Origin of the sequence: Jiella mangrovi, from assembly GCF_017815135.1 — a bacterium.
Lineage (GTDB): Bacteria > Pseudomonadota > Alphaproteobacteria > Rhizobiales > Rhizobiaceae > Jiella > Jiella mangrovi.
Window position 1 is genome coordinate 119,197 of record NZ_JAGJCF010000003.1, and the last position, 21,979, is coordinate 141,175.

The window sequence follows — 21,979 nt, forward strand, 5'->3', positions numbered from 1 at the left end:
TAAATAGCGAATTTTGGCCTAGTTCGCTTCAAAACTGTGCCGCATCGCTGCGAATTGGCGGCTGACACGGGTTGGCACGTATATTGCTTTTACATTTTCGCATACATAACGATGGGGTTTGTCATGATGATGAAGCATGTGATGAGTGGGCTCGCCGCGGGTTTGATGATGGCCTCCGCCATGATCGGTGCCACCGGATCGGCCGCAGCCGCTGAAAAAGTGTCGGTCCGACTGAAGTGGGTTGCGCAGGCCCAGTTCGCCGGCATCTACGTGGCCAAGGCAAAGGGCTTCTACGAGGCGGCCGGGCTCGACGTCACGGTCAACCCCGGAGGTCCGAACATCAATGCGGCCACGCTGGTCGCCTCCGGCAGCGACACATTCGGCGTCGTCAGCGGCACGGAAGGCATGCTGAACGCGCGGGCGAGCGACCTGCCTCTGGTGTGCATCGCCATGTCTCAACAGAAGACGCCCTATGCCTACGTGACCTACGACGATAGCGGCATCAACTCGGTCAAGGACTTCAAGGGCAAATCGGTCGCAACCTGGTTCACCGGCACGCAGTACACGCTCTTCTCGGTGCTCGCGCATGAGGGCATCCCGCAGTCGGACGTACAGATCGTCTCGCAGCCCTTCTCCATGCAGCCTTTCATTGACAGGCAATATCAGGTCGCAACCGTCACGCTGTACAATGAGCTGAACACGCTGCGGGAGCAGGGCATCAACAACATCAAGCTGTTCCGGCCCGACGATTCCGGTGTCACGACACAACAGGATGCGATCGTTACCTCCGAAAGGATGATCAAGGAGAAGCCTGAAATCGTCCAGAGCTTTCTGAACGCAACTCTGAAGGGCTGGAAATATGCCTTCCAGCACAAGGCCGAAGCGGTGGATATTGTCTTGGCCGCGGGCTCAGGGCTTGAGCGGAAGCATCAAGAGCTGATGCTCGACGAGATCGAGAACCTGATGACGGCGGGCGTCGCCAAAACGGAAGGGCTCGGAGCCATCGACATGGCGTCGATCGAGAAAGTGCAGGCGAGCCTCATCAAGTTCGGAGGGCTCAAGGGCCCCGTCGATCTGAAGGCCACATTCGATCAGAGCTTTTGGAACAAGGTTCCGGCAGACGACAAGAAGCTCTGAGGTCGGCGATGAGTTCCGAAGGCATCCAAAACGGGGGAATGGCTGCGCGGTCAAAAGCCTCCGTCATTCCTCCGCATCTCCAGCTGGTCAATGTCTGGAAGCGGTTCGGATCAGAGCCCAATCGCACCGTGGCCGTATCGAATGTCGACCTGTCGATCGCACCCGGCGAGTTCGTCACGCTCATCGGCCCATCCGGATGCGGAAAATCGACGCTCTTCAACATGATCGCGGGGCTTTTGCCCCCCGATTCCGATGGTTCGATACTTCTGTCAGGCCAGCCCCAGCCCGATGGCGCGCTTCTGGGCAAGATCGCCTTCATGCCGCAGAAGGACCTGCTCTTTCCCTGGCGCACGGTACTCGATAACGCCACGCTCGCCCTCGAGGTGGAGGGAATGTCACGGCGCAAGGCACGCGCCAAAGCGGAAAGTCTCTTTCCCGAATTCGGCCTCATGGGTTTCGAGCGCCATTATCCGCACGAGTTATCCGGCGGGATGCGGCAGCGCGTGGCGCTGATGCGCACCTTCCTTTTCGAACGTGACCTCATCCTGCTCGACGAACCCTTCGGCGCACTCGACGCCCTCACGCGTGCCATGATGCAGCGCTGGCTGCTCGATATCTGGGAACGTCACAAGCGGACCGTGCTCTTCATCACCCACGACATCGACGAGGCAATCTTCCTCGGTGACAAGGTGATGGTCATGACGGCGCGTCCGGGCACGATCAAGCAGACCGAGACGATCGCGCTGCCGCGCCCGCGCGATGCTTCCGTGATCACGAGCCCGGACTTCATGGAGATCAAGCGCCGCCTCCTCGCGAGCGTCGAGGAGGAAAGCATGAAGACGTTCGCGCTTTCCCGCGATGCGGCCGACAGAAAGACGATGTCATGACGATGCGCGGCCGGATATTGACCTCGCCGCCTGTCACGGTTCTGCTCGTCGCTCTCGCATGGCTCGCGGTTGTTCCGCTCTTCAACATCGAGCCTCGCTACCTGCCGCCGCTCGGCGACGTCTATGCAGAGGCCGTGAAGCTCTGGCCTGATCTCCTGGCCGGCTTCTGGCGCACCTTCCTGGAAACTTTCATCGGCTTCATCGCGGGCGCGTTGATCGGTATCGGCTTCGGAACCGCCTTTGCCTATGTTCGTCTCCTCGAACGGGCATTCTTTCCGATCTTCGTCGCCCTCCAATCCGTGCCGGTCATCGCCTTCGGCGCCATTGTCGTCATCTGGTTCGGGAACACCATCCTCGCCAAGGTGGTGATTGCTCTCTACCTCGCCTTCTTCCCGGTGGCGGTAAACACGCTGCGCGGCCTGTCCGGAGTCAATCCTGGGCGCGCGGCGCTTCTCTCATCCTTCGGCGCCTCGAACTGGCAAAGCTTTCTCATGCTCGCGCTTCCGAGCGCGGCGCCGGTGATCATGACGGGCTTGAAGCTCGGCATTTCGCTGAGCCTGGCCGGCGCGATAGTCGGCGAATGGTTCGGAGATACGGTCGGGCTCGGCGTGCTCCTGCTGCAGGCGCTTTATTTCGAACAGGTCACGCGGGTCTGGGTGCTGATCATCGCTTGCGGCCTCCTTGGCGCGCTGCTGTACGGCGCCTTGTCGCTTATCGAACGGAGGTATGTCTGGTGGCAATTCGATTGAACGGTTTGCGGACCGCACTTCCCGTGGGGCTGGCGCTCGCCGGACTGCTCCTGGCCTGGGAAGCCGCGGTGCGACTGTTCGGCGTTCCCGCCTTCGTGCTGCCGGGTCCGAGCGGCATTCTTGTGACCATCGCGGAAAAGTCGAACATCCTCTCTGCGGGCCTCCTCGTGACACTCACGGAAGTTGCGGGGGGCTTCGCCATCGGCACGTTCATCGGGGTGGCGCTCGCGATCGTCCTCGTCCTTGTGCCGCCTCTCGAACTCATGGCAATTCCCCTGGTGATCGCCATCAACTCGGTGCCCTCGGTCGCCTTCGTGCCGCTTGTCCTTCTCTGGTTCGGGCTGGGCATGGCTTCGAAGATCGCGCTTGCCGCCTTCGCCGTCGCCATCGTCGTTCTTCTCAATACGCTGCAAGGACTGAAGCGGCCGGAATCCGAGGCGATCAACCTTCTGCGTTCGTTCGGCGCTTCGCGCTTCGGCATCCTTTTCCGTCTCCGGTTGCCGGCCGCGATGCCGTTTCTCGTAACAGGCCTTCGCGTCGGGCTCGCCCGCTCCACGATCGTCGTGATCGTGGCGGAGATGATGGGCGGATATGGCGGGCTTGGCCAGGTCATATACCAAGCGACGGCGATGATGGATTCCCTCACGGTCTGGGCGGGCGTCGTGGTCGCCTCTATGGCGAGTCTCGGTCTTTACGGACTTCTCGTCGCCCTCGACCGCAAACTGGTCTGGTGGAGATAAAGTGATGACAAATGATCCTGCGCTCGCTGTCGGCACACAGGACGAGGGCGCTCTTCGGCTGCAATTGGCCGCGTGCTACCGGCTCGTCGCCCATTATGGGCTGGACGACCTGATCTACAACCACATATCCGTCCGCCTTCCGGGGCCCGACCACCACTTCCTGATCAATCCGTACGGGCTTCTCTTTTCCGAGATTTCCGCGTCGAGCTTTGTGAAGATCGACCTTGAAGGAAATCTCGTGGAACCGTCCTCCCACCCGGTGAACCGGGCGGGTTTCGTCATCCACAGCGCCATCCATGCGGGCCGCGAGGACGCGCTCTGCGTGCTGCACACGCATTCAGAGGCGGCCACCGCCATCTCGGCCCTGAAGGAGGGGCTTCTGCCGCTGAGCCAGTTTGCCATGCGCTATCAGGGCTATACGGGCTTCCACGATTACGAGGGCGTCGCGATGGACATGGGCGAGCGCGAACGGCTCATCGCAGATATAGGCCCGCACAACACGCTCGTCTTGCGTCATCACGGCGTGCTAACTGTAGGTCGCACCATCCAGGAAGCCTTCATTCTGATGTACTATTTCGAAAAAGCAGCGCGAGTTCAATTGCTTGCGCAAGCCGCGGGCACGGCTCTGCTGTCGCTTCCAGCACCGGAGGTGACAAATCTAGCCGCCCGGCAGTTCAACGAGTACCACGGAGACATAAAAGCACCTGGGTCGCGCGAGTGGCCTGGTTTCATCCGTCTGCTCGACCGTATCGATCCGTCGTGGCGCAATTGAAACGGGCTCTCCACGTTCCCGAGCGTTCGGGAAAAGACCTGGGGGAAAAGCGGATGACGACATGACGACGATGAGAGCGGGGGAAAAGACGCGTCCAGTGGAGGAGCCACGTGCGCGTGCGCCGGGCAGCACCCTCTCGGAGGACCTGCGCGCCACACTCGAGGAGATGATCGTCGCCGGCAGTCTGTCTCCCGGCGAACGGCTCGATGAAGCGGAGCTGGCAAGCCGCTTCGGAATGTCACGGACCCCGGTGCGCGAGGCCGTCAAGTCGCTCGTCGCCATGGGCCTTCTCGAAATGCGCCCACGCCAGGGCGTTACGGTTGCAACGATTTCGATACCGGTGCTTCTCGAGATGTTCCAGATGATGGCTGCTCTGGAAGGTCTCTGCGCCAAGCTCGCGGCGCGGCGGGCAACGATCTCCGAACGCCGGGCATTGCGCGAGATCCATAGCCGCCTGATCCAGTCCTTGTCCGACGGCAGTCCGGAGCGCTTCTACACGATCAATCTCGAATTTCACGAGCTCCTCTACGATGCTTCGCACGCGCAGTTCATCGCCAGCCAGACCCGCAGTCTGCGGCGACGCATCGGCGCCTATCGGCGGTCGGTGACGCATCAGCCGGGACGCATGGCGGCGACGATCGGTGAGCACGAGCGCATCCTCGACGCCATAGAGCGGGCCGACGCCGAGGAGGCCTTCAAGGCCGCCCTCGACCACGTCAATCTCCTCGGCGACGATATGGCGGATTTCATAGCGGGTCTGCCCTCGATGGCTGAGGGATGACAGTGCCGTGGCCGATGACGGCGGCGAGGATCTCGTTGAAGGCCTGCGGCGCCTCGATCATCGGAAAATGACCGACATCGGCCATTGCGTGAACGACGAGGTCAGGAAGATGCAACTGTGTCGCCGGATCCGTTAGCAGCGAGGAATTGATCGTGATGGCGGGCGCGCGAAGTTTCGGCCACCGAGCCTCGATGTCATAAAGGAGGAGCGATCGTAGAGCCGCCAGCGCCGTCGCCTTCGGCATCCGCATCATGGATGCCGTGATCTCGCCGCGGATCTCCCGCGAAACTCGAGGCGCTACAATATGCTCGATCATGGAGCGGAGCGTGCCTTCGAAATCCGCATCGAAGGCCGCAAGCCGAAGCCTGATCTCGCCTGGCGGGCGCGATGCGTAGAACCGTGAATCGGTGAATGTATCGACGCCGACGAGCAGCCTGCATCGACGGCCCAGCGCGATCGCCGCTTCCAGCGCAACCGGCCCACCCATGGAATGCCCGACCAGCACCACAGGATCGCTTGTCGTTTCATTCACGACGCTGACGACATGAGATGCGAATGAAGCGATTGACGCGTTCTTTTCATTGTCGTTGCTTGCCGCAACGCCGTGACCTGGCAGGTCGATAGCTAAAACCTTCGCAGCGGCGGACCAGGAAATTCCAGTCTGCTCGCGCCAGATTGTTCGATCGCCGCACCATCCGTGAATCAGGATTATCGTCATATGTCGGTCTGCATGGCTTTACGGCGAGACATGCTCACGGATTGTATCTGATGCGGTTTGAGGTGGTCCAGCTTTCCCGGACAGTTTGATAAGCTTGGTTCCCCCGAAAGAGGGGGCGGAGGTTATGACGGGAAAACGGAAGCGAGACTCATCGGACTTCAAGGCTGAGGTCGCGCTGGAGGCGATCCGGGGCGAGATGACGTTGGCGCAGCTTTCTGCGAAGGACGGCATCCATCAGACGGTGATCAGGGCTTGTAAGAAGCTACCGCGGTGCGCAACGGACCGGGCCTCAGATGGGCGGCGGTCGGTCCGCACATGACCTATCATCTCGGCGGAGGCGAGAGCGGATCGCCTCCTACCTCGATCATCTTGGCGACAGCCAGCAGCGACGCTGGGACGATCTCGGAACTCCGACACTGACGAAGGCGCTGCGAGCAAAGCTGATCGCGGAAACGCTGAGCGACGCGGACGGCAAAAACGTCTCGCAGCTCGCCGTCGAGCGCGACGCCAAGCTGGTTGAGGTCGTTGAAAGCCTTCGCTCGAAGTGACTTGCCCCGGGTGGCAGGCCGTTGGCTGCTGCCGGCTTTTGCGGGCACACGGTTGCATGGTTGTGGAGCCGCGTCGCATTCCGACGCCGATCAGCAGGCGATGCCGCTGAACGCGTTGAAACGGGAGGCGCTCTACAACGTCCGAACGCACGAAATCGGGGCTTTCAAGCGTCGTAGCGCAATCACTCGGGCTATTGAACGCTGTACAATATACCATGAACTGGCTATGCCTCTACAACACGGTCTTGCATTGCATGACGCTCGAAATTCTCAGCGCCACGGTAAGCGCTCGGTTGGCGGAGGCGGATTCATGACGGAACCCTGCGATCTTTCTGCTGTGACGGCGCGCCGGCTGATCGGCCGCAAGCAGCTCTCGCCGGTCGAGCTCGTCGAAAGCTGCATCGCCCGGATCGAGGCCGTCGACCCTGCCATCAACGCCTTCGTCGCTCGTGACTTCGAGCGGGCGAGAGATGTCGCCCGTAAGCATGAAGAGGCGGTGACCGCCGGCGCTGGCCTCGGTCCGCTGCACGGGCTTCCCCTCGGGGTCAAGGACATGGTCAACGCCGAAGGGCTGGTGACCTCTTTCGGCAGCCCGGCTCATCGCGACAATGTCGCGGCGGGTGACGAGCGCATGGTGGCGGCCCTCAGGGCGGCCGGCGCGCTCGTCATGGGCAAGACCAACGTTCCCGAATGGGGCGCCGGCGGAAATTCCCGTAATGCCGTGTACGGCACCACCGGCAATCCGTTCGACCCGTCGAAGAACGCCGCCGGCTCCTCCGGCGGATCGGCGGCGGCGCTGGCGACGGGCATGGTTCCCCTTGCGACGGGTTCCGATACCGGCGGCTCGCTGCGAAATCCCGCCGCCTATTGCGGCATCGTCGGCTTTCGTCCGACCGCCGGCCTCGTTCCCTCGGAACTGCGCGGCATGGCGTGGCTGCAGCTTTCGACCCTCGGTCCGATGGGCCGCTGCGTCGAGGACGTCGCTCTGATGCTGTCGACGATCGTCGGCGACGACAAGCGCGACCCGCTCGCAAGAACCGTTCATGGCGAGCCCATGAGGGGGATGGATCGCTTCGCGAGGCTTCCGAGCGTGGATCTTTCCTCGCTGAAGATCGCCTATACGAGCGATTTCGGTTTCGCGCCCACCGAGAAGGCGCTTGCCGCCGCGTTTCTTGAAAAGCTCGACGGGTTCAAGTCGGTCTTCAGGGCTGCCGATGCCGCCCATCCCGACTGCAGCGGCGCCGACGACGCCTTCGCCCGCCTGCGGGCGGTGCTGTTTCTGGGCCCGCACCGGCGGCTCCTCGAAAAGGATTCGAGCCTGGTCGGAGAGAATGTTCGCCAGAACGTCGAGGAGGGGCTCGGCTACTCGGCGGCCGACATCGCCGAAGGCTTCGAGCTGCAGACCGCACTTTATCGCCGCTGGCAGAGCTTCTACGACGACTATGATTTCGTCGTCTCGCCGGCCGTCACGGTCAGCCCGCGTCCCTGGACAGAGCTTTATCCGGCGGCAATCGACGGCGTGCCGACACGCAGCTACTACCACTGGCTGGCGATGGCCTATGCGCCGACGCTTGCCGGCCATCCGGCGATCAGCCTGCCGGTCGGCCTCGATCATGCCGGCATGCCGTTCGGGCTGCAGATCGTGGGTCCGCGCGGCGGCGATCTGGCCCTGCTCGCCATGGCGGCGGAGCTGGAGAGCGTGCTTGCCGCCGATCCCTCGCTCAAGCGCCCGGTCCCGGACATTGCGCGGCTGAAGGCGGCGCCGCCGATCGCCGCCATGCCGGATTTCATGCCGGCAGCCGGTGCCGGCGAAACGGCGTGACCCCCTCAAAGATCTTGGGAACATGTCCATGGCGATGCAGTCTGGTGTAGCCTCGAGCGCCCTGGCGACGGCTTTGGAAGAGGTCGAGCAGCGCTACCGGGACCGAAATGCCGAGAGCTGGGCGCTGCTCGAGCGGGCGTCGGCGGTGATGCCGGGCGGAAACACGCGCTCGTCGCTGTGGTCGGACCCGTTCCCGCTCTATTTCGTCTCGGGCGAGGGCTGCCGTCTCAAGGACGCCGACGGACACAGCTATGTCGACCTTCTGGGCGAGTTCACCGCCGGCATCTTCGGGCATTCCTCGGCCGTGCTCAAGGATGCCGTTAGTGCCGCCCATGCGAACGGCATCAACCTTTCCTCGCACAATACCTACGAGGTGCGTCTCGCCGAACTCCTGACCGCCCGCTTTCCGTCGATGGATCTCCTGCGCTTCTGCAATTCGGGAACGGAAGCCAATCTCATGGCGGTCGCGCTCGCCAAGATCGCAACTTCGCGCGAGCGCGTCGTCGTGTTCGAGAAGGGCTATCATGGCGGGCTTCTTACCTTCGGGGCGGCCAGCGCGAAGGTCAACGCGCCGCATAAGTTCGAGATTCTGCCCTATGACGACGTCGACGCCGCACGGGCACTGTTTGCGGCGAAAGGTGCCGAGATCGCCTGCGTCCTGGTCGAGCCGATGCAGGGGGCCGGCGGCTGCCGGGTGGGCTCGCGCGCGTTTCTTGCGGCGCTGCGCGACCTGACCGCCGAGAGCGGGGCGGTGCTGATCTTCGACGAGGTCCAGACGGCGCGCATGGGAGAAGGCGGGCTGCAAAAGCGCCTCGGAATCATCCCGGACCTGACGACCATCGGCAAGTTCTTCGGCGGGGGGCTCGGCTTTGGATGCTTCGGCGGCCGGCGAGGCCTGATGGAGCGGCTCGATCCGCGCCGACCGGACGCGATCTCCCACGCCGGCACCTTCAACAACAACACGCTGACGATGGCCGCCGGCATCGCGGCGGCGGAGCATTATCTGACGGCGGAAAAGCTGGACGCGCTGTTCGACCGTGGCGAAGCGCTGCGCTCGCGCCTCGAGGCACTGTTTGCGGACCGCAAGGCGCCGTACACGGTTACGGGTCTCGGCTCGATCATGAACATTCACGGCGCGGCGGCCGATCACGGCGATTCCGCACGACTTCTGAAGCTCGCGCATTTTGCGCTCGCCGAGCGCGGCTACTACTTCGCCTCGCGAGGGCTGATCGCCCTGTCGCTGGCAGTCGGCGACACCGAGATCGACGGCTTTCTGAACGCCATGGCCGCCTTTCTTGATGAAAGCGCGGCCGTCTTCTCATCCGTTGACCGTAGCGCTTGAGATGGCCTCGTTCAGCGACCTGACGGGCAAGGTCCAGACCGTCACCGGACTGATCGATCCGGGCGAACTCGGCATGACGCTGATGCACGAACATCTGGCGATCGACCTCAACGCGCCACGGTTTCGCACCGAGACGATCCCGGACGGCGCCTCGGACGCCCCGATCGACCTGTGCAATTGCTTCCGGGCGCGCTACGGCCAGACCTATTTCCGGGACAATTTCCGCCTCGACTGCCAGGATGTGGTCACGAACGAACTGCGCGAGATGCGCCGGGCGGGCGGCCGGACGGTGGTGGACCTGACCGTCGGCGGGCTCGCGCCTCGGCCCGATCATCTGCGCCGGATGGCGGAAGATGCCGACGTCCACATCGTCATGGGCTGCGGCTATTATGTCGACGAGTACCAGCCGGGCGAGAATGCCGGCAGATCCGTCGATGATTTCGCCGCGCTGATGATCGCCCAGCTTCTCGAAGGCGCCTGGGGCACGAATGTGAAAGCCGGCATCATCGGCGAGATCGGCTGCCAGTCACCCTGGACCGACCAGGAAAAGCGGGTGATGCAAGGCGCATTGGAGGCCCAGAAGGCGAGCGGGGCCGCGCTCAACGTCCATCCCGGCCGCCACGAAGACCAGCCGCAGGAGGTGGCGGATTTCGTGCGCTCGGCCGGCGGGCCGATGGACCGGCTGATCATCAGCCATATCGACCGCACGATCTTCGACGCCGATCGTCTCTTCCGCCTTGCCGACACCGGCTGTGTCCTCGAATACGACCTCTTCGGATGGGAGGAGAGCCACTATTTCCCCAATCCGGACATCGACCTGCCGAATGACGCGATGCGGCTGAAATGGCTGCGGCAGTTGATCGAGCGCGGCCATCGCGACCAGATCCTGATCAGCCACGACATCTGCACCAAGGGCCGGCTGGAGCATTTCGGCGGGCACGGCTACCAACACATCTTCGCCAATGTCGTGCCGTTGATGCGCCGGCGCGGCTTCAGCGAGGAGGACATCCGCACGATCCTCGTCGAGACGCCGAAACGCCTGCTGACCTTCGTCGCGCCGGGCTGACGGCTTAAAGCAGGATGCCGAAAAGTTGCATGACTTCTCGGATACCATCATGGGCATAAACGATGACTCAGAGCGAAATGGCGACTCCGTTAGATCGCATTTCTCTCAAAAGGTTGCGGTGTAGCGAGAGGCCGTGACGTCGCGCCCCTGTTGCGGCACCATCATTGCCTGAAAACGGAAGAGTTTTCCGGCCTATCCGGCTTTCGCCAAGCCGCAGGAAGCGCGGTCAGGCAGAACTCAGCCGGGCCGGGGCGAGCATGCGCGCGAGCCTGTCTTCGGCGCCATCCATCGCGTCTGCAAGAAGCGCGGCGGTGGTGGGGCCGAGGGTGAAGCCCTGGTGCCCATGGCCGAAATTCATCCACAGTCCGGGATGCCGTGGGGCCTCGCCGACGAGCGGCAGCATGTCCGGCAGGCAGGGGCGCGTCCCATGCCAGGGCGTGTCTTCGACCCGGTTGCCGAGAGGCAGAAGCTCGCGCACGGCAGTCTCGGCGACTGCGAGCTGACGGGGCGCCGACGGCGCGCCCATCGCCGTCAGTTCGGCGCCTGTGGCAATGCGCAGGCCGTCCTTCATCGGGGAAAGGACCGCCCCGTTGGCGACATCCATCAGCGGAAGGTTCAGGCTCGGTTCGCAGGCGTAATGCGCGTGATAGCCGCGCTTCTTCACCATGTGGATGCGGTAGCCGAACGGGCCGAGGAGGTCCGGAGACCAAGGCCCGAGGGCAACGACGGCGGCCTGCGCGGAAACCGGCCCGTCCGTTGTTTCGACCCGCCATCCCTTACCGTCAGGGCGGAGCGACATCGCGTCGCCCGTCGCGATCGTTCCCCCTCGACGCTCGAAGAGTTCGGCATAAGCCGTCACGAGACCGCCGGGATTTGAAGAGGTCCACGAATCCGTCCAGTGCACCGCGCCGGCGAGCGGACGCATGAGGACCGGCTCCGCAGCCGCGAGGTCGGGGCCGCTGATCCGCCTTGCGCCGACACCATAGTCGCGTTGCAGCCTTTCGGCTTCCGTCCACGCTGCGTCGAACGCCGCCTCGGACCGATAGGCCTGGCGAAAGCCTTCCCGCTTGATCTGGTTGTCGGCTCCCGCGGCGGCGATGAGCGGGGCGTGGTCCGTCGTCGCCCGTTCGGCGAGTTTGCTGTAGGCGGCTGAGATCGCCCGGTGACGGTTCGGCGCCGAGTGCCAGAAATAGCGGGCAAGGCTCGCCGCGACGCCCGGCACAGCCCGCAGGCTGTAGCGCACGGAGTTGTCGCGGTTCAGCGCGATCTGGAAGAGCGTCGCCAGATCCCGGGGCATGGCGTAAGGCTCGACGGCTTCGGCCTGGATGATCCCGGCATTGCCGTAGCTGGTCTCACGCCCCGGCTCGCGGCGGTCGATCAGAAGGACCGACCGGCCCCGGGCCTGAAGTGCCAGGGCCGACGTGACGCCGACCATGCCGGCGCCGAGGACGATTACATCGGCCATTGACGTCACTCGCGTTTGCGGACGGGCTCGAGAGGTCCTGCCGAACGGCGAAGGCCTTAGGCCGAGGCGGCGGCGATCACGGTGATCTCGACGAGAGCGTCGATCATCAGCGGCGCCTCGACGGTGGTGCGCACAGGCAGCGGATCGGTGAAATAGGTCTTGTAGGCCGCGTTGAAGGCGGCGAAGTCGGCCTTGTTCGCGAGGTAACAGGTGCAGGAGACGACGTCGGCGAGCGTCAGGCCTTCGCCCTTCAAGGTGGCGGCGATGCGGTCCAGCGTCTGGTGGGTCTGCGCCTCAATTCCGGCCGGCACGGTCCCGTCGTCGAGGAGGCCGAGTTCGCCGGACAGATAGACCGTGGTTCCCACGCGGCGGACCTTGGAAAAGGGAAGGGCGGGTGCGGACATGAGGGAGCTCCTTGCGTATCTGTCGGATGGATCGTCGTTGACAGCGGCCAGATATTGCACGTCGTACAATTAACGGCAACGCCCGAGTCCTTTCCCGGAATGCTCGGGGTCATGGTGGGGTGTTGGCAGGGGCGCGCAGCTCCAGCCCCTTGAGGAGCGATTCCAGCAGCGCGTCGAACCCGGTGTCGAGAGGGCATTCCGATCCGTTCTTCCAGCGCATGACGAAGGCCCGGTTCAGCATGAGCGGGAGAGCCCTGCGCGTGTGCGGAAAGCGTTCGTCGTCGAGCTCGTCGAGCCGGACCTCGAAGCTTTTCTCCCATTCGGCGGTCTGCTCCGCCGGACCGGGCGCGAGTTCCATGGTGACGAAGCCGACCAGCCCGCCGACAAGGGCATTGAACGCATCGACCATGGCCTGGTCGCGATAGCCGGCCTGGCTCAGCGCGGCGAGGATGATTTCCACCCAGGGCGCGTTCGGTGCGCCGTTCGAGCGCATCTGTGCGCCGAGAAGCGGCGCCGCATTGGGGTGGCGATGGACGCGCTCGCGAAACCGGCGGAACAACAGTCGCAGCGTGTCGCGCCAGTCGGCGCAGGTGTCTTCAGGGTCGATCATTCCGGCCGTCAGCGCGCCGGCGATATCGGAGAAGAGATCGGCCTTGGAGCCGCCAATGTGCCAGTAGATGGCAGTCGGGTAGACGTCGAGCTGGCGCGAGAGTTCGCGCATCGTCAGGGCGTCGAGGCCCTTGCGATCGATCAGGTCGATCGCCGCGTCGACGATCCGCTCGCGCGTCAGGCCGACCGCTGCCGCACGCCCGAGCTGGCGGGATGCCTGCGCCTGATCCTTCGCCGGTGCGCGAACACCGCTGTTTTCCCTCTTGGCCATCACTTCCTGCTCATAAAAAGGCGCGCACAAAAAAACCGCAGCCGCACAATTGCACAAAGTACAATTAGCATGCATGCTGCTTTCAGCCGAGGACTAAAAGCTGCGGCAGGCAATGATTTACCACCTACGGTCCGTCCGTGGGGGATTGACGCAAAAGGTCGAATTGAATGGCAGCACTGCCGATCGTCTTCGTGTCCGCCGCTCTTTTGATGACCGGAGCGGTCCTGGCACATTTGATCGGCGCTGCCTCGATCGCCAGCTTCATCGCGGCCGATCGTGCGCGCTTCCTGGCGGCGGTGCCGCAGCGGATCATCGCCAACATCGACCTGTTCTCCATCATGTCGATGCCGCTCTTCATCCTGGCGGGGGAGGTGATGAACCGGGCCGGCGTCACCGAGGCGCTTCTGAATTTCGCCATGTCGATCGCCGCCCGGCTGAAGGGCGGTCTCGGGCACGTCAACGTCCTGACCTCGGTGTTCTTCGCCGGAATTTCGGGATCGGCCGTCGCCGACGCGGCCTCGATCTCGAACACGCTCGTCCCGGCCATGCACAAATCGGGATATTCGCTCAGCTATGCCGGCGCGATCACGGCGGCGTCCTCGGTGATCGGGCCGATCATTCCGCCTTCGATCATCATGATCTTCTACTGCGCGCTGGTTCAGACCTCGGTCACGGCGCTGTTCATCGCCGGCATTCTGCCCGGGCTCTTGATGGCGGTCGTCCTGTTTCTCGCCAACGGCTATCTCGCCCACAAGCATGACCATCCGCGCGGGGAAAGCGTCGATCTTCCCGAATTCTCCAGGCGGTTCGTGCGGGCCGTTCCGGCGCTGGTCATCCCGCTGGTGATCATGGGCGGCATCATCTTCGGCGTGACGACCCCGACCGAGGCTGCGGCCGTCGCCGTCTTGTGCGCGATCCTGGCCGGCATGGTCTATCGGTCGATGTCGGTGTCGGCGCTCTATGAGGCCTTGAAGCGGACGGCCTCGCTGTCGGGCTCGATCTTCATCCTTCTGGCTGCCGTCGCCATCTTCAGCTATCTGGCCGGGATCGAGCAGATCCCGCTCGCCCTGGCGAGACTCCTCGATTCGCTCGGCCTCGACGGCTGGAAATATCTCCTGCTCCTGAACGGCATCTTCCTCGTCGCGGGCATGTTCCTGGAGGTGCCGGTAGCGCTCGCGCTGTTCGTGCCGCTTCTCGTTCCGCCGGCGATCGCCTCGGGCGCCGATCCCATCCATCTCGGCATCGTCATCGTGGTCAATCTGACGCTCGGGATGGTCACCCCGCCCTTCGGCGCCGCGCTGCTGGTCGTCTCGGCGGTCAGCAATGCGCCCTACTGGTCGATCGCCAGGGCGGCGCTTCCCTTCCTCGCCGTTCAACTCGTGCTGCTCGGCGTCCTCACCTTCGTGCCGGAAATCACGCTCGCTTTGCCGCGAGCCCTCGGCTACGTGAACTGAGAGGTGCGGCGATGAAGCGGCTGGCGATGATCCTGCACGGTCTGTCGGACCGACTGAACCTGGCGGCGGAATTCCTGTCGGCCCTGATGTTCCTGGGCATGCTGCTGACGGTGCTGCTCCAGGTCGTTGCCCGCTACATCTTCCACTCGCCCCCGTTCTGGACCGAGGAGCTGGCGCGCTGGCTGATGGTCTGGGGCGGGCTTCTGGGGGCGACGGTCGCCTTCCACACGCGCACCGACCCTGCGATCGTCAACCCGCCCAAGGATCATCCCGGCCGCCAGAAGGTACAGATCGTCTCGCGCTTCGTCGCCGCGTGGCTCTTCTTCCTGCCGGTGATCTGGTTCTGCTACCCGTTCGTCCTTCGTCAGATCGACCGGCCCTCGGAGGGCCTGCACATCTCCACGGCCTGGATGGCCATGGCCCTGCCGATCTCCGCCATCCTCACCTGCCTGCACGCGCTCTCGGGCCTTCTCAGCCTTTCGCTCTATGACCAGAGATCCGTCCAAGCGCAGAGCGGCCAGAGCGAACTCGAAATCGAAATCTAGCCTCAAGCGACCGGAGAACATGATGAAATCACTTTTGACTACCTGCGCCTTCCTGAGCCTGATGCTGGCCACCCCGACATTCGCACAACAGGTGAGCCTAGCCGAGGACAGCGTCACGGACCTGGAAAATTCCGGCACGGCACGCTGGGCGCACACCTTTATCGAAGCGCTCGACCAGAAGGGGTGGGACACCGAGACCTTCCCGGTCAACACCATTGGCGGAGAGGACGAGCGCCTGGATCAGATCCGCTCTGGCATCCTCGACGTGTCGATGTCGGACTACCAGAAGGCCGTCCAGTTCGATCCTGAAATGCTGGTTCTCCGGCTGCCCTATCTCTTCAAGAGCCAGGAACAGTTCGCCCGGTTCATGACGGAATCGGACTTTCTCGATACCGCGAACGAAAAACTCGCCGGCGACGATCTGAGGGTCCTGGCGATCGTGCCGCTCGGGCCGTTCATGGCGATCTTCAACAACAAGAAGGAAGTGAAGACGGCCGACGACATGAAGGGCCTGCGCATGCGCGCCCTCGACGAGTCGCAGATGGTGCTTTTCAAGGCGCTCGGCGCGTCCGGTGTCGTCATTCCGTTCGCCGAGGTTCCCAATGCGATCCAGACCGGCGTTGCGGACGGCTATGTGAATCCGCTCGGCGTTCCCCTGACCTTCGGCCAGGCCGATTTGTTCACGAACGCGACGGATGCCCGCGTCTTCCCGTCGATGCGTGTCGCCCTCGCGTCGCTTTCCTGGTGGAACGGGCTGTCGGACGAGGAGAAGGCGCAGGTGACGGAAGCGGCGGCGACCGCCTCGAAGGACGTTCTCGACTGGGTGCCGAAGGTTCACGACCGGCAGGTCAAGGATCTCGAGAAGGCCGGGGTCGCGGTCTACGAGCCGAAGCCGGAAGAGCTGCAGACCTTCCGGGACGCGACCGCCGGCATGTCCAAGGACGTGGCGAATGTGGACCAGGCGCGCGTCGACGAGATCATCAAGTCAGTCGACGGCTACGCCCAGTAATTCGGCATTCCCTCGGGGAGGGTCGAGGCCTTCCCCGAGGCCTGAGATACAAGGCGGGATCAGCATGGCATCGAACCGAGAAGAGACCGGCGGCGGCCTGTTCGACATCGTGATCCGCGGTGGCCGGGTCATCGATCCCGAAAGCGGCCGGGACGAGATCGCCGACGTCGCGATCCGCGGCGACGCGATCGCGGCGGTGGGGGCCGATCTCGGTCCCGCCGAAAGGGTCATCGAAGCCAGGGGCCTCGTCGTCGCGCCGGGCTTCGTCGATCTCCATGCTCATGGCCAATCCGTGCCGGCCGACCGCATGCAGGCCTTCGACGGCGTCACCACGACGCTGGAGCTCGAAGTCGGCGCCCTGCCGGTGGGCGAGTGGTACGACGTCCATGCCCGCATGGGCCGTGTCCTGAACTACGGAACGGCGGCGGCCTGGCTGTTCGCCCGCAAGGCGGTGATGATCGGCCTCGATCTCGACGCCAGCCAATCCTCCATCGCCTTCATGGGCGCCGGCTCGCACGACATGCGCTGGTCGGTCGAGACCGCCGGGGACCGCGAGGTCGAGGAGATCGTCGCGCTGGTCCGTCAGGGTCTCGACGAAGGCGCCATCGGCATCGGCATTCCCAATGGCTACGCGCCGGGGGCGGGGCTGAAGGAACTGACCCGGATCTGCGATCAGGCCTATGAGACCGGCTGTCCGACCTACACCCACATTCCCTATGCCTCGAACATCGATCCGAAGAGCGCGGTCGAATCCTATGTGCGGCTGATCGGGCTCGCCGGCGCAACGGGCGCGCACATGCATGTGTGCCACCTCAATTCCACCAGCCTTCAGGACATCGAGCGCGCCGCCGAGATCCTCCAGCGGGCGCAGGCGCAAGGCCTGCCCGTGACGGTCGAGGCCTATCCGTATGGTACCGGCTCGACGGTCGTCGGCGCCGGGTTCTTCACCGATCCCGAATTCATCAGGCGCACCGGAACCGGCTATGACGATATCCAGCTGGTGCGCAATGGCCACCGCTTCACGGATGTCGACGATCTGGTGACGGCGCGGGAGAAGGACCCGTCCGATCTGGTGCTTTGGCACTTCCTCGATGTCGAGGCGAACGACCGCCACCGCGAGCTTCTGGACGTGTCGATAACCTACCCCGGCGGGGCGATCGCCTCGGATGCCGTTCCCTGGACCCTGCCGGACGGATCGCTCTATTTCGGGGAGGAATGGCCGCTTCCCGAAGAGGTGTCCTCCCATCCGCGATCCTCGGGGACCTTCACGCGGTTCCTTCGGCAATATGTGCGCGAGCGCGGCGCCGTTTCCCTGATGGAGGCGATCGCCAAATGCACGCTGATTCCGGCGCGGGTCATCGAGGGATGCGCGCCGCAGATGAGCAGGAAGGCCCGGCTGAAACCCGGCTGCGACGCCGACATCGTCGTCTTCGATCCCGAGACGGTGACGGACAAGGCGACCTTCGAGGCGATGAACCGCACGTCCGAGGGCGTCGTCCATCTGCTGGTGAACGGCCGGAGCGTGATCGCTGACGGGACGCTCGATCGCGAGGCCGCACCCGGGCGGCCGGTGCGGCGCGAGCCGCGGTGAGCGGCGTTCCGATCATTCTGGTCACCGGGTTTCTCGGTGCCGGAAAGACGACGCTGATCAACGCGCTCCTGCAAGCCGGGCATGGCCGCCGCATCGCTGCGATCGTCAACGACTTTGGCTCGATCAACATCGATGCGGAGATCCTTGCCGAGGCGAATGACGAGGTCATCGGACTGAAGAACGGCTGCATCTGCTGTTCGCTGCAGGGCGATCTCCTGCGCACGCTGAAGACGGTCCTGACACGCAAACCGCAGCCGGATGCGATCGTCATCGAGGCGAGCGGTGTCGCCGATCCGCGCGGCATCGTCGAGGCGCTGCTCGATCCGGTCATCTGGCAGAGCGCCAATCTCGATTCGGTCCTGTGCGTCGTCGATGCCGAGGACGTGTCTGATGGTCCGGAGCGGTTGGCCGACGAGCTTTGGCTCGCCCAGCTGGGCGCAGCGGATTTCGTGTTTCTCGCAAAGACGAGCCGGCTGGAAGCCGCGGCCATTTCCGACCTGCGCGCCGCGCTGGCTTTGCAGACGAAGCGTCTGATCTTCGATCCGGACCGGGAAGGCCTGCCGCTGGACGTCCTGCTCGCGCCCTTTGCCGATCGTCAGCGCGATCCGCCTGCCGCCCCTTCGCCCGCGACACGCGCCTTCCGCTTCGAGACCTTTGAATGGCGCTGCCGATCGGCCGTGACGATGGCGGCCTTTCAGGCGGCGATCGGCCGGCTTGCCCCGGACCTTGTTCGGGCGAAGGGCTTCCTGCGATTTGACGAGCAGCCGGGCCGCAGGTTCCTGTTCCAGATGGTCGGAAGCCGCGCCTCCGTCTCACCGGCCGCGGATCATTCCGGCGAGGCCGGTTGCAGCCTCGTCCTGATCGGGGAACGCACGCGCTTCGATCCCGAGAAGACACGGCACATTCTCGATAGTCTGAGCGCAGGCGGCTCTAAGCGGTCCTGAAGTCCCGTCCTTTCGAAAGATAAAAAACGGCGCGAAAGATGAAGGACGGGCAGGGGGCTGGAGTTGGTCATGGTCATCGCAGCGCTCGCCAACGAGACCGAGACGCCCTTCGCGCTGACGGAAGTGCTGCTTTGCCGGTCTACTGCATCCAGCCCAGAAGCAGGTGTGAAAGTCCGGGAAACGCCGCGATGATCGCAAGTCCGATGAGACTGGTGATCAGGAATGGGACGGCTCCCAGCGCGATCTTTTCCAGCGACATGCGGGTGATGTTCGCCGCCACGAAGAGGTTGATCCCGACGGGGGGCGTGAACAGGCCGATCGCCAGATTGACCATCAGCGCGACGCCGAACCAGACCGGATCCCAGCCGAGATGGTGCACCACCGGCATGAAGATCGGCAAGGCGATGAACATGATGGTGATGGCGTCCATGAACATGCCGGCGATCAGCACCACCAGCATGATGACGGCGAGGATGACCCACTGGTTGTCGCTGAGCGCCAGCAGGGCGCCGGAATATTTGCCGACGAGATCGTCCACCGTGACCACCCAGCCGAACAGGCTGGCGAAGGTGACGACCAGCATGACGACGGCGGAGGAGGCGCTTGCCTCCACCAGCGCTCCATAGAGCGTCGAAAAGGTCAGCGTGCGATAGATGAACAGGCCGACGAAGAGCGCGTAGACCGTCGCGACCATCGCCGCCTCGGTCGGCGTGAAGACGCCGCCATAGATGCCGCCGAGAATGACGACGGGGGTGAGCAGGCCCCAGAAGGCGTCGAGGAAGGAGCGGCCGAGGCGCGGCAGGTAGCCCATGCCCTCATAGGGGGGTGGGGCAAGCGCCGCGAGGCCGCCCGTCCCTGCGGCGGTGGTCATTGCCGCATGGCGCGCCTTGCCGGCGAAGGGCAGTGTCGCGACCATCAAAAGGCCCATGACGAGACCGGGAATGATCGCCGCGATGAAGAGCTGGGCGATCGAGGTTTCGGCGATGACGCCGTAGATCACGAGACCGATCGAGGGCGGAATGACGATGGACAGCGCCGCGCCCGTGCACACGAGCGCGGCGGCGAAGGGCTTGGGATAGCCGTCCTCCTCCATGCCGCGAATGATCAGCGGGCCGATCGCCGCCACCGACGCAGGGCCGGAGCCCGACACCGCGCCCCAGAACAGGCAGACGACCGTGCCGACGACGCCCATGCCCCCCGGCAGCGCCCCGACGAGAACGCGGAAGAAGCGGATCATCCGTTCGGCGATGCCGACCGTGCCCATCAAGGTGCCGGCGAGGATGAAGAAGGGGATCGCCAGAAGCGAGAACTTGGCGATGCCGCTGGCCAGAAGATCGCCGACGAGATCGAGGCCGAAGCCCATCTGCCACATGGCATAGAGCGAGGAGAGGCCGAGCGCGAAGGCGACCGGCACGCGCAGGAACAGGAGAAGGAAGAACACCACCACCATCGCGGTGCCGGGATCGAGTTCGACCATCGTCAGATCCCCTTGCCGTCATCGGGGACGCCGCCGGGCTGGCGCCAGGCGGCAAGGCCCGTCTGGACGAGCCGGAAAGCGATGAGCAGAAAGCCGACCGGCAGGCCGACCGAAACGTACCATTCGGGGATCTGCATGCCCGACGAGGTGACGCCGCTCTGATACTGGTCCTGAACCAGCTGCCAGGTGAACCAGGCCGACAGGACGAGCAGCAGGACCGACAGGGCGCCTGAAAAGACGACGGCGATGCGACGCCCGCCGGCCGGCAGCATGTCGGTGAAGAGCGTCACCGCGAGGTGCTCGCCGCGCCGCGCTGCAATCGCCGCACCGAAGACGGTCAGAAGCAGGAAGCCGTCGAGCAGGAGCTCCTGGGTCGCGGCGAAGGAATAGCTCGTCAGGTATCGCACCACGACATTGGTGAAGCCGAGCGCCGTCATGCCGAGGAAGATCACGGCGCAGACGATCTTCTCCGCCTCGTCGAGGAGATGACGCATGGGGGCTTCTCGGTTGGGTGGAGATGAGCTCGAAAGAGCCGGCCGGATCGTCGCGGCGATCTGCCGGGCGGCGAGACGGGAAGGGCGGCGGGCCGTCAATCTGGGCGCCGCCGCCCTCGAGGTCAGTTGGCGGGCTTCGAGCCGGCCGAGATCGTGTCCTGGAACAAGGCGACGAGATCCGGTCCGACCTTCTCTGCCCAGGTGTCGAATGCGGGCTTGGTCGCCTTTCGGAACGCGTCGATCTCCTCGGCGCTCGGCTCGTAGACCTCCATGCCCTTTTCCTTCAGGAAGTCGATTCCCTTGGCGGTGTCCTCTCGGGTAATCTTCTTCTGATAGGTCATCGCCTCCTCGGCAGCGGATTTCACCATCGCCTTGGTCTTGTCGTCCCACGAATCCCACCGCTTCTGCGAGACGCCGATGAAGATCGGATCGTAGGAATAGTGCCAGGGCGTGATGTATTTCTGCACCTCGTAGACGCGCTGCGGGATGATCACCGCGCCGATCGGGTTTTCCTGGCCATCAACGACGCCCTGCTGCAGGGCGGAGAACGTTTCGGTCCACTGCATCTGCTGCGGGTTGGCGCCGAGCGCGTTCATCACGTCGATATACATCGGCCCGGCGACGCGCATCTTCAGGCCCTTCATGTCGGCCGGCGTCTTGATCGGGTGGACGTTGTTGGTGACCTCGCGAAAGCCGTTCTCGCCCCAGGCGAGGACGACGATGCCCTTCTTTGCCAGAATCTCGGTCATGCGCTCGCCGGGCTTGCCAGCGGTGGTCGCATCGACGTCGTCATAGTCGTTGTAGAGATAGGGCAGCGAGAACACCGCCATTTCCGGCACCAGCGGGGTGACGTTGATCGCCGAGGTGACGACGAAGTCCAGCGCGCCGCGGCCGACCATCTCGGCCTGCTTCATCTGGTCGCCGCCGGTGAGCTGGGCGTTGGGGAAGATCCTGACGTCCATCTCGCCGCCCGATTGCTCTTTCAGCAGCTCGTTGAACTTCTCGGCGCCCTTCTGCCAGGTCGTCGTGTCGTTGGTGTTGTGGGACAGGCGGAACGTCTCGGCGTTCACCGGTGTCATCGTGGTCGTCGCGAATGCGGCGATGAGGGCTGCTGCGGCAGCCAGATGCTTGAATGTCACGTTGATTCCTCCCGG

The 21,979-nt window shown here is 64.1% G+C and carries 22 protein-coding genes and 1 pseudogene; 16 read left to right on the top strand and 7 right to left on the bottom strand.

The features are described from left to right. Nucleotides 1–123 precede the first annotated feature (123 nt). The 6 genes from J6595_RS05780 (at nt 124) to J6595_RS05805 (ending at nt 5,066) form a co-directional block, all read left to right on the top strand. Entirely contained in the window at nt 124–1,137 is a 1,014-nt protein-coding gene (locus J6595_RS05780) for an ABC transporter substrate-binding protein (RefSeq protein ID WP_209593510.1), read from the top strand. Between the two features lie 38 nt (nt 1,138–1,175). Beyond that, the gene (locus J6595_RS05785; RefSeq protein WP_245197653.1) at nt 1,176–2,024 is read left to right on the top strand and encodes an ABC transporter ATP-binding protein; all 849 of its coding nucleotides are present in this window, start codon (nt 1,176–1,178) and stop codon (nt 2,022–2,024) included. Next, nucleotides 2,021–2,773 carry an ABC transporter permease gene (locus J6595_RS05790; protein ID WP_209593512.1) on the top strand — a complete coding sequence of 251 codons (753 nt, stop codon included), beginning with the start codon at nt 2,021–2,023 and terminating at the stop codon, nt 2,771–2,773. The genes J6595_RS05785 and J6595_RS05790 overlap by 4 nt, the downstream gene beginning before the upstream one ends. Further along, complete coding sequence (locus J6595_RS22725) at nt 2,758–3,513, top strand: ABC transporter permease (protein ID WP_209593513.1); 756 nt, start codon at nt 2,758–2,760, stop codon at nt 3,511–3,513. Before J6595_RS05790 ends, J6595_RS22725 begins: the two co-directional genes overlap by 16 nt. Before the next feature lie 4 nt (nt 3,514–3,517). Next, nucleotides 3,518–4,285: a class II aldolase/adducin family protein gene (locus J6595_RS05800; protein WP_209593514.1), complete on the top strand. Its 768-nt coding sequence runs from the start codon at nt 3,518–3,520 to the stop codon at nt 4,283–4,285. A gap of 61 nt (nt 4,286–4,346) precedes the next feature. Then, nucleotides 4,347–5,066: a GntR family transcriptional regulator gene (locus J6595_RS05805; protein ID WP_209593515.1), complete on the top strand. Its 720-nt coding sequence runs from the start codon at nt 4,347–4,349 to the stop codon at nt 5,064–5,066. Here the strand turns inward: J6595_RS05805 and J6595_RS05810 are convergent. Then, entirely contained in the window at nt 5,032–5,784 is a 753-nt protein-coding gene (locus J6595_RS05810; protein WP_209593516.1) for an alpha/beta fold hydrolase, read from the bottom strand. The genes J6595_RS05805 and J6595_RS05810 overlap by 35 nt on opposite strands. A 124-nt stretch (nt 5,785–5,908) precedes the next feature. Between J6595_RS05810 and J6595_RS05815 the strand changes: the two are divergent. From J6595_RS05815 to J6595_RS05835, 5 genes and pseudogenes are all read left to right on the top strand, one after another. Then, nucleotides 5,909–6,046: pseudogene (locus J6595_RS05815) on the top strand (transposase); the annotation flags it as partial. A 31-nt stretch (nt 6,047–6,077) separates the two neighbouring features. Continuing rightward, on the top strand, nt 6,078–6,332 hold the full coding sequence (locus tag J6595_RS05820; RefSeq protein WP_209593517.1) for a hypothetical protein: 255 nt from the start codon (nt 6,078–6,080) through the stop codon (nt 6,330–6,332). Between the two features lie 310 nt (nt 6,333–6,642). Next, complete coding sequence (locus J6595_RS05825) at nt 6,643–8,154, top strand: amidase (RefSeq protein WP_209593518.1); 1,512 nt, start codon at nt 6,643–6,645, stop codon at nt 8,152–8,154. A 28-nt stretch (nt 8,155–8,182) separates the two neighbouring features. Next, a complete protein-coding gene (locus J6595_RS05830) occupies nt 8,183–9,496 on the top strand; it encodes an aminotransferase class III-fold pyridoxal phosphate-dependent enzyme (protein WP_209593519.1) in 1,314 nt (437 codons plus the stop codon). Nucleotide 9,497: 1 nt separating this feature from the next. Beyond that, the gene (locus tag J6595_RS05835; RefSeq protein ID WP_209593520.1) at nt 9,498–10,562 is read left to right on the top strand and encodes a phosphotriesterase family protein; all 1,065 of its coding nucleotides are present in this window, start codon (nt 9,498–9,500) and stop codon (nt 10,560–10,562) included. 226 nt (nt 10,563–10,788) lie between these two features. Here the strand turns inward: J6595_RS05835 and J6595_RS05840 are convergent, their stop codons facing one another. The 3 genes from J6595_RS05840 to J6595_RS05850 all read right to left on the bottom strand — a co-directional run bounded on the left by J6595_RS05840 (nt 10,789) and on the right by J6595_RS05850 (nt 13,311). Continuing rightward, nucleotides 10,789–12,027, bottom strand: a complete 1,239-nt coding sequence (locus J6595_RS05840) for an NAD(P)/FAD-dependent oxidoreductase (protein ID WP_209593521.1) — start codon at nt 12,025–12,027, stop codon at nt 10,789–10,791. A 56-nt stretch (nt 12,028–12,083) separates the two neighbouring features. Continuing rightward, nucleotides 12,084–12,431 carry a RidA family protein gene (locus tag J6595_RS05845; protein ID WP_209593522.1) on the bottom strand — a complete coding sequence of 116 codons (348 nt, stop codon included), beginning with the start codon at nt 12,429–12,431 and terminating at the stop codon, nt 12,084–12,086. Nucleotides 12,432–12,540: 109 nt separating this feature from the next. Further along, a complete protein-coding gene (locus tag J6595_RS05850) occupies nt 12,541–13,311 on the bottom strand; it encodes a TetR/AcrR family transcriptional regulator (RefSeq protein ID WP_209593523.1) in 771 nt (256 codons plus the stop codon). A gap of 167 nt (nt 13,312–13,478) precedes the next feature. Here J6595_RS05850 and J6595_RS05855 point away from each other — a divergent pair, with 167 nt between their 5' ends. From J6595_RS05855 to J6595_RS05875, 5 genes are all read left to right on the top strand, one after another. Then, entirely contained in the window at nt 13,479–14,765 is a 1,287-nt protein-coding gene (locus tag J6595_RS05855) for a TRAP transporter large permease (protein WP_209593524.1), read from the top strand. Nucleotides 14,766–14,776: 11 nt separating this feature from the next. Next, nucleotides 14,777–15,310, top strand: coding sequence for a TRAP transporter small permease (locus J6595_RS05860; RefSeq protein ID WP_209593525.1), 534 nt, complete (start codon nt 14,777–14,779; stop codon nt 15,308–15,310). 22 nt (nt 15,311–15,332) lie between these two features. Beyond that, entirely contained in the window at nt 15,333–16,319 is a 987-nt protein-coding gene (locus J6595_RS05865) for a TRAP transporter substrate-binding protein (RefSeq protein ID WP_209593526.1), read from the top strand. A 64-nt stretch (nt 16,320–16,383) separates the two neighbouring features. Further along, complete coding sequence (locus J6595_RS05870) at nt 16,384–17,910, top strand: amidohydrolase family protein (RefSeq protein WP_209593527.1); 1,527 nt, start codon at nt 16,384–16,386, stop codon at nt 17,908–17,910. Beyond that, nucleotides 17,907–18,854, top strand: a complete 948-nt coding sequence (locus J6595_RS05875) for a CobW family GTP-binding protein (protein ID WP_209593528.1) — start codon at nt 17,907–17,909, stop codon at nt 18,852–18,854. Before J6595_RS05870 ends, J6595_RS05875 begins: the two co-directional genes overlap by 4 nt. A gap of 139 nt (nt 18,855–18,993) precedes the next feature. On the opposite strand, the gene J6595_RS05880 is transcribed toward J6595_RS05875, so the two are convergent. The 3 genes from J6595_RS05880 to J6595_RS05890 form a co-directional block, all read right to left on the bottom strand. Continuing rightward, complete coding sequence (locus J6595_RS05880) at nt 18,994–20,331, bottom strand: TRAP transporter large permease (RefSeq protein ID WP_209593529.1); 1,338 nt, start codon at nt 20,329–20,331, stop codon at nt 18,994–18,996. A 2-nt stretch (nt 20,332–20,333) separates the two neighbouring features. Beyond that, on the bottom strand, nt 20,334–20,825 hold the full coding sequence (locus tag J6595_RS05885; protein ID WP_209593530.1) for a TRAP transporter small permease: 492 nt from the start codon (nt 20,823–20,825) through the stop codon (nt 20,334–20,336). Between the two features lie 122 nt (nt 20,826–20,947). After that, complete coding sequence (locus tag J6595_RS05890) at nt 20,948–21,964, bottom strand: DctP family TRAP transporter solute-binding subunit (protein ID WP_342453106.1); 1,017 nt, start codon at nt 21,962–21,964, stop codon at nt 20,948–20,950. Nucleotides 21,965–21,979: the final 15 nt, after the last annotated feature.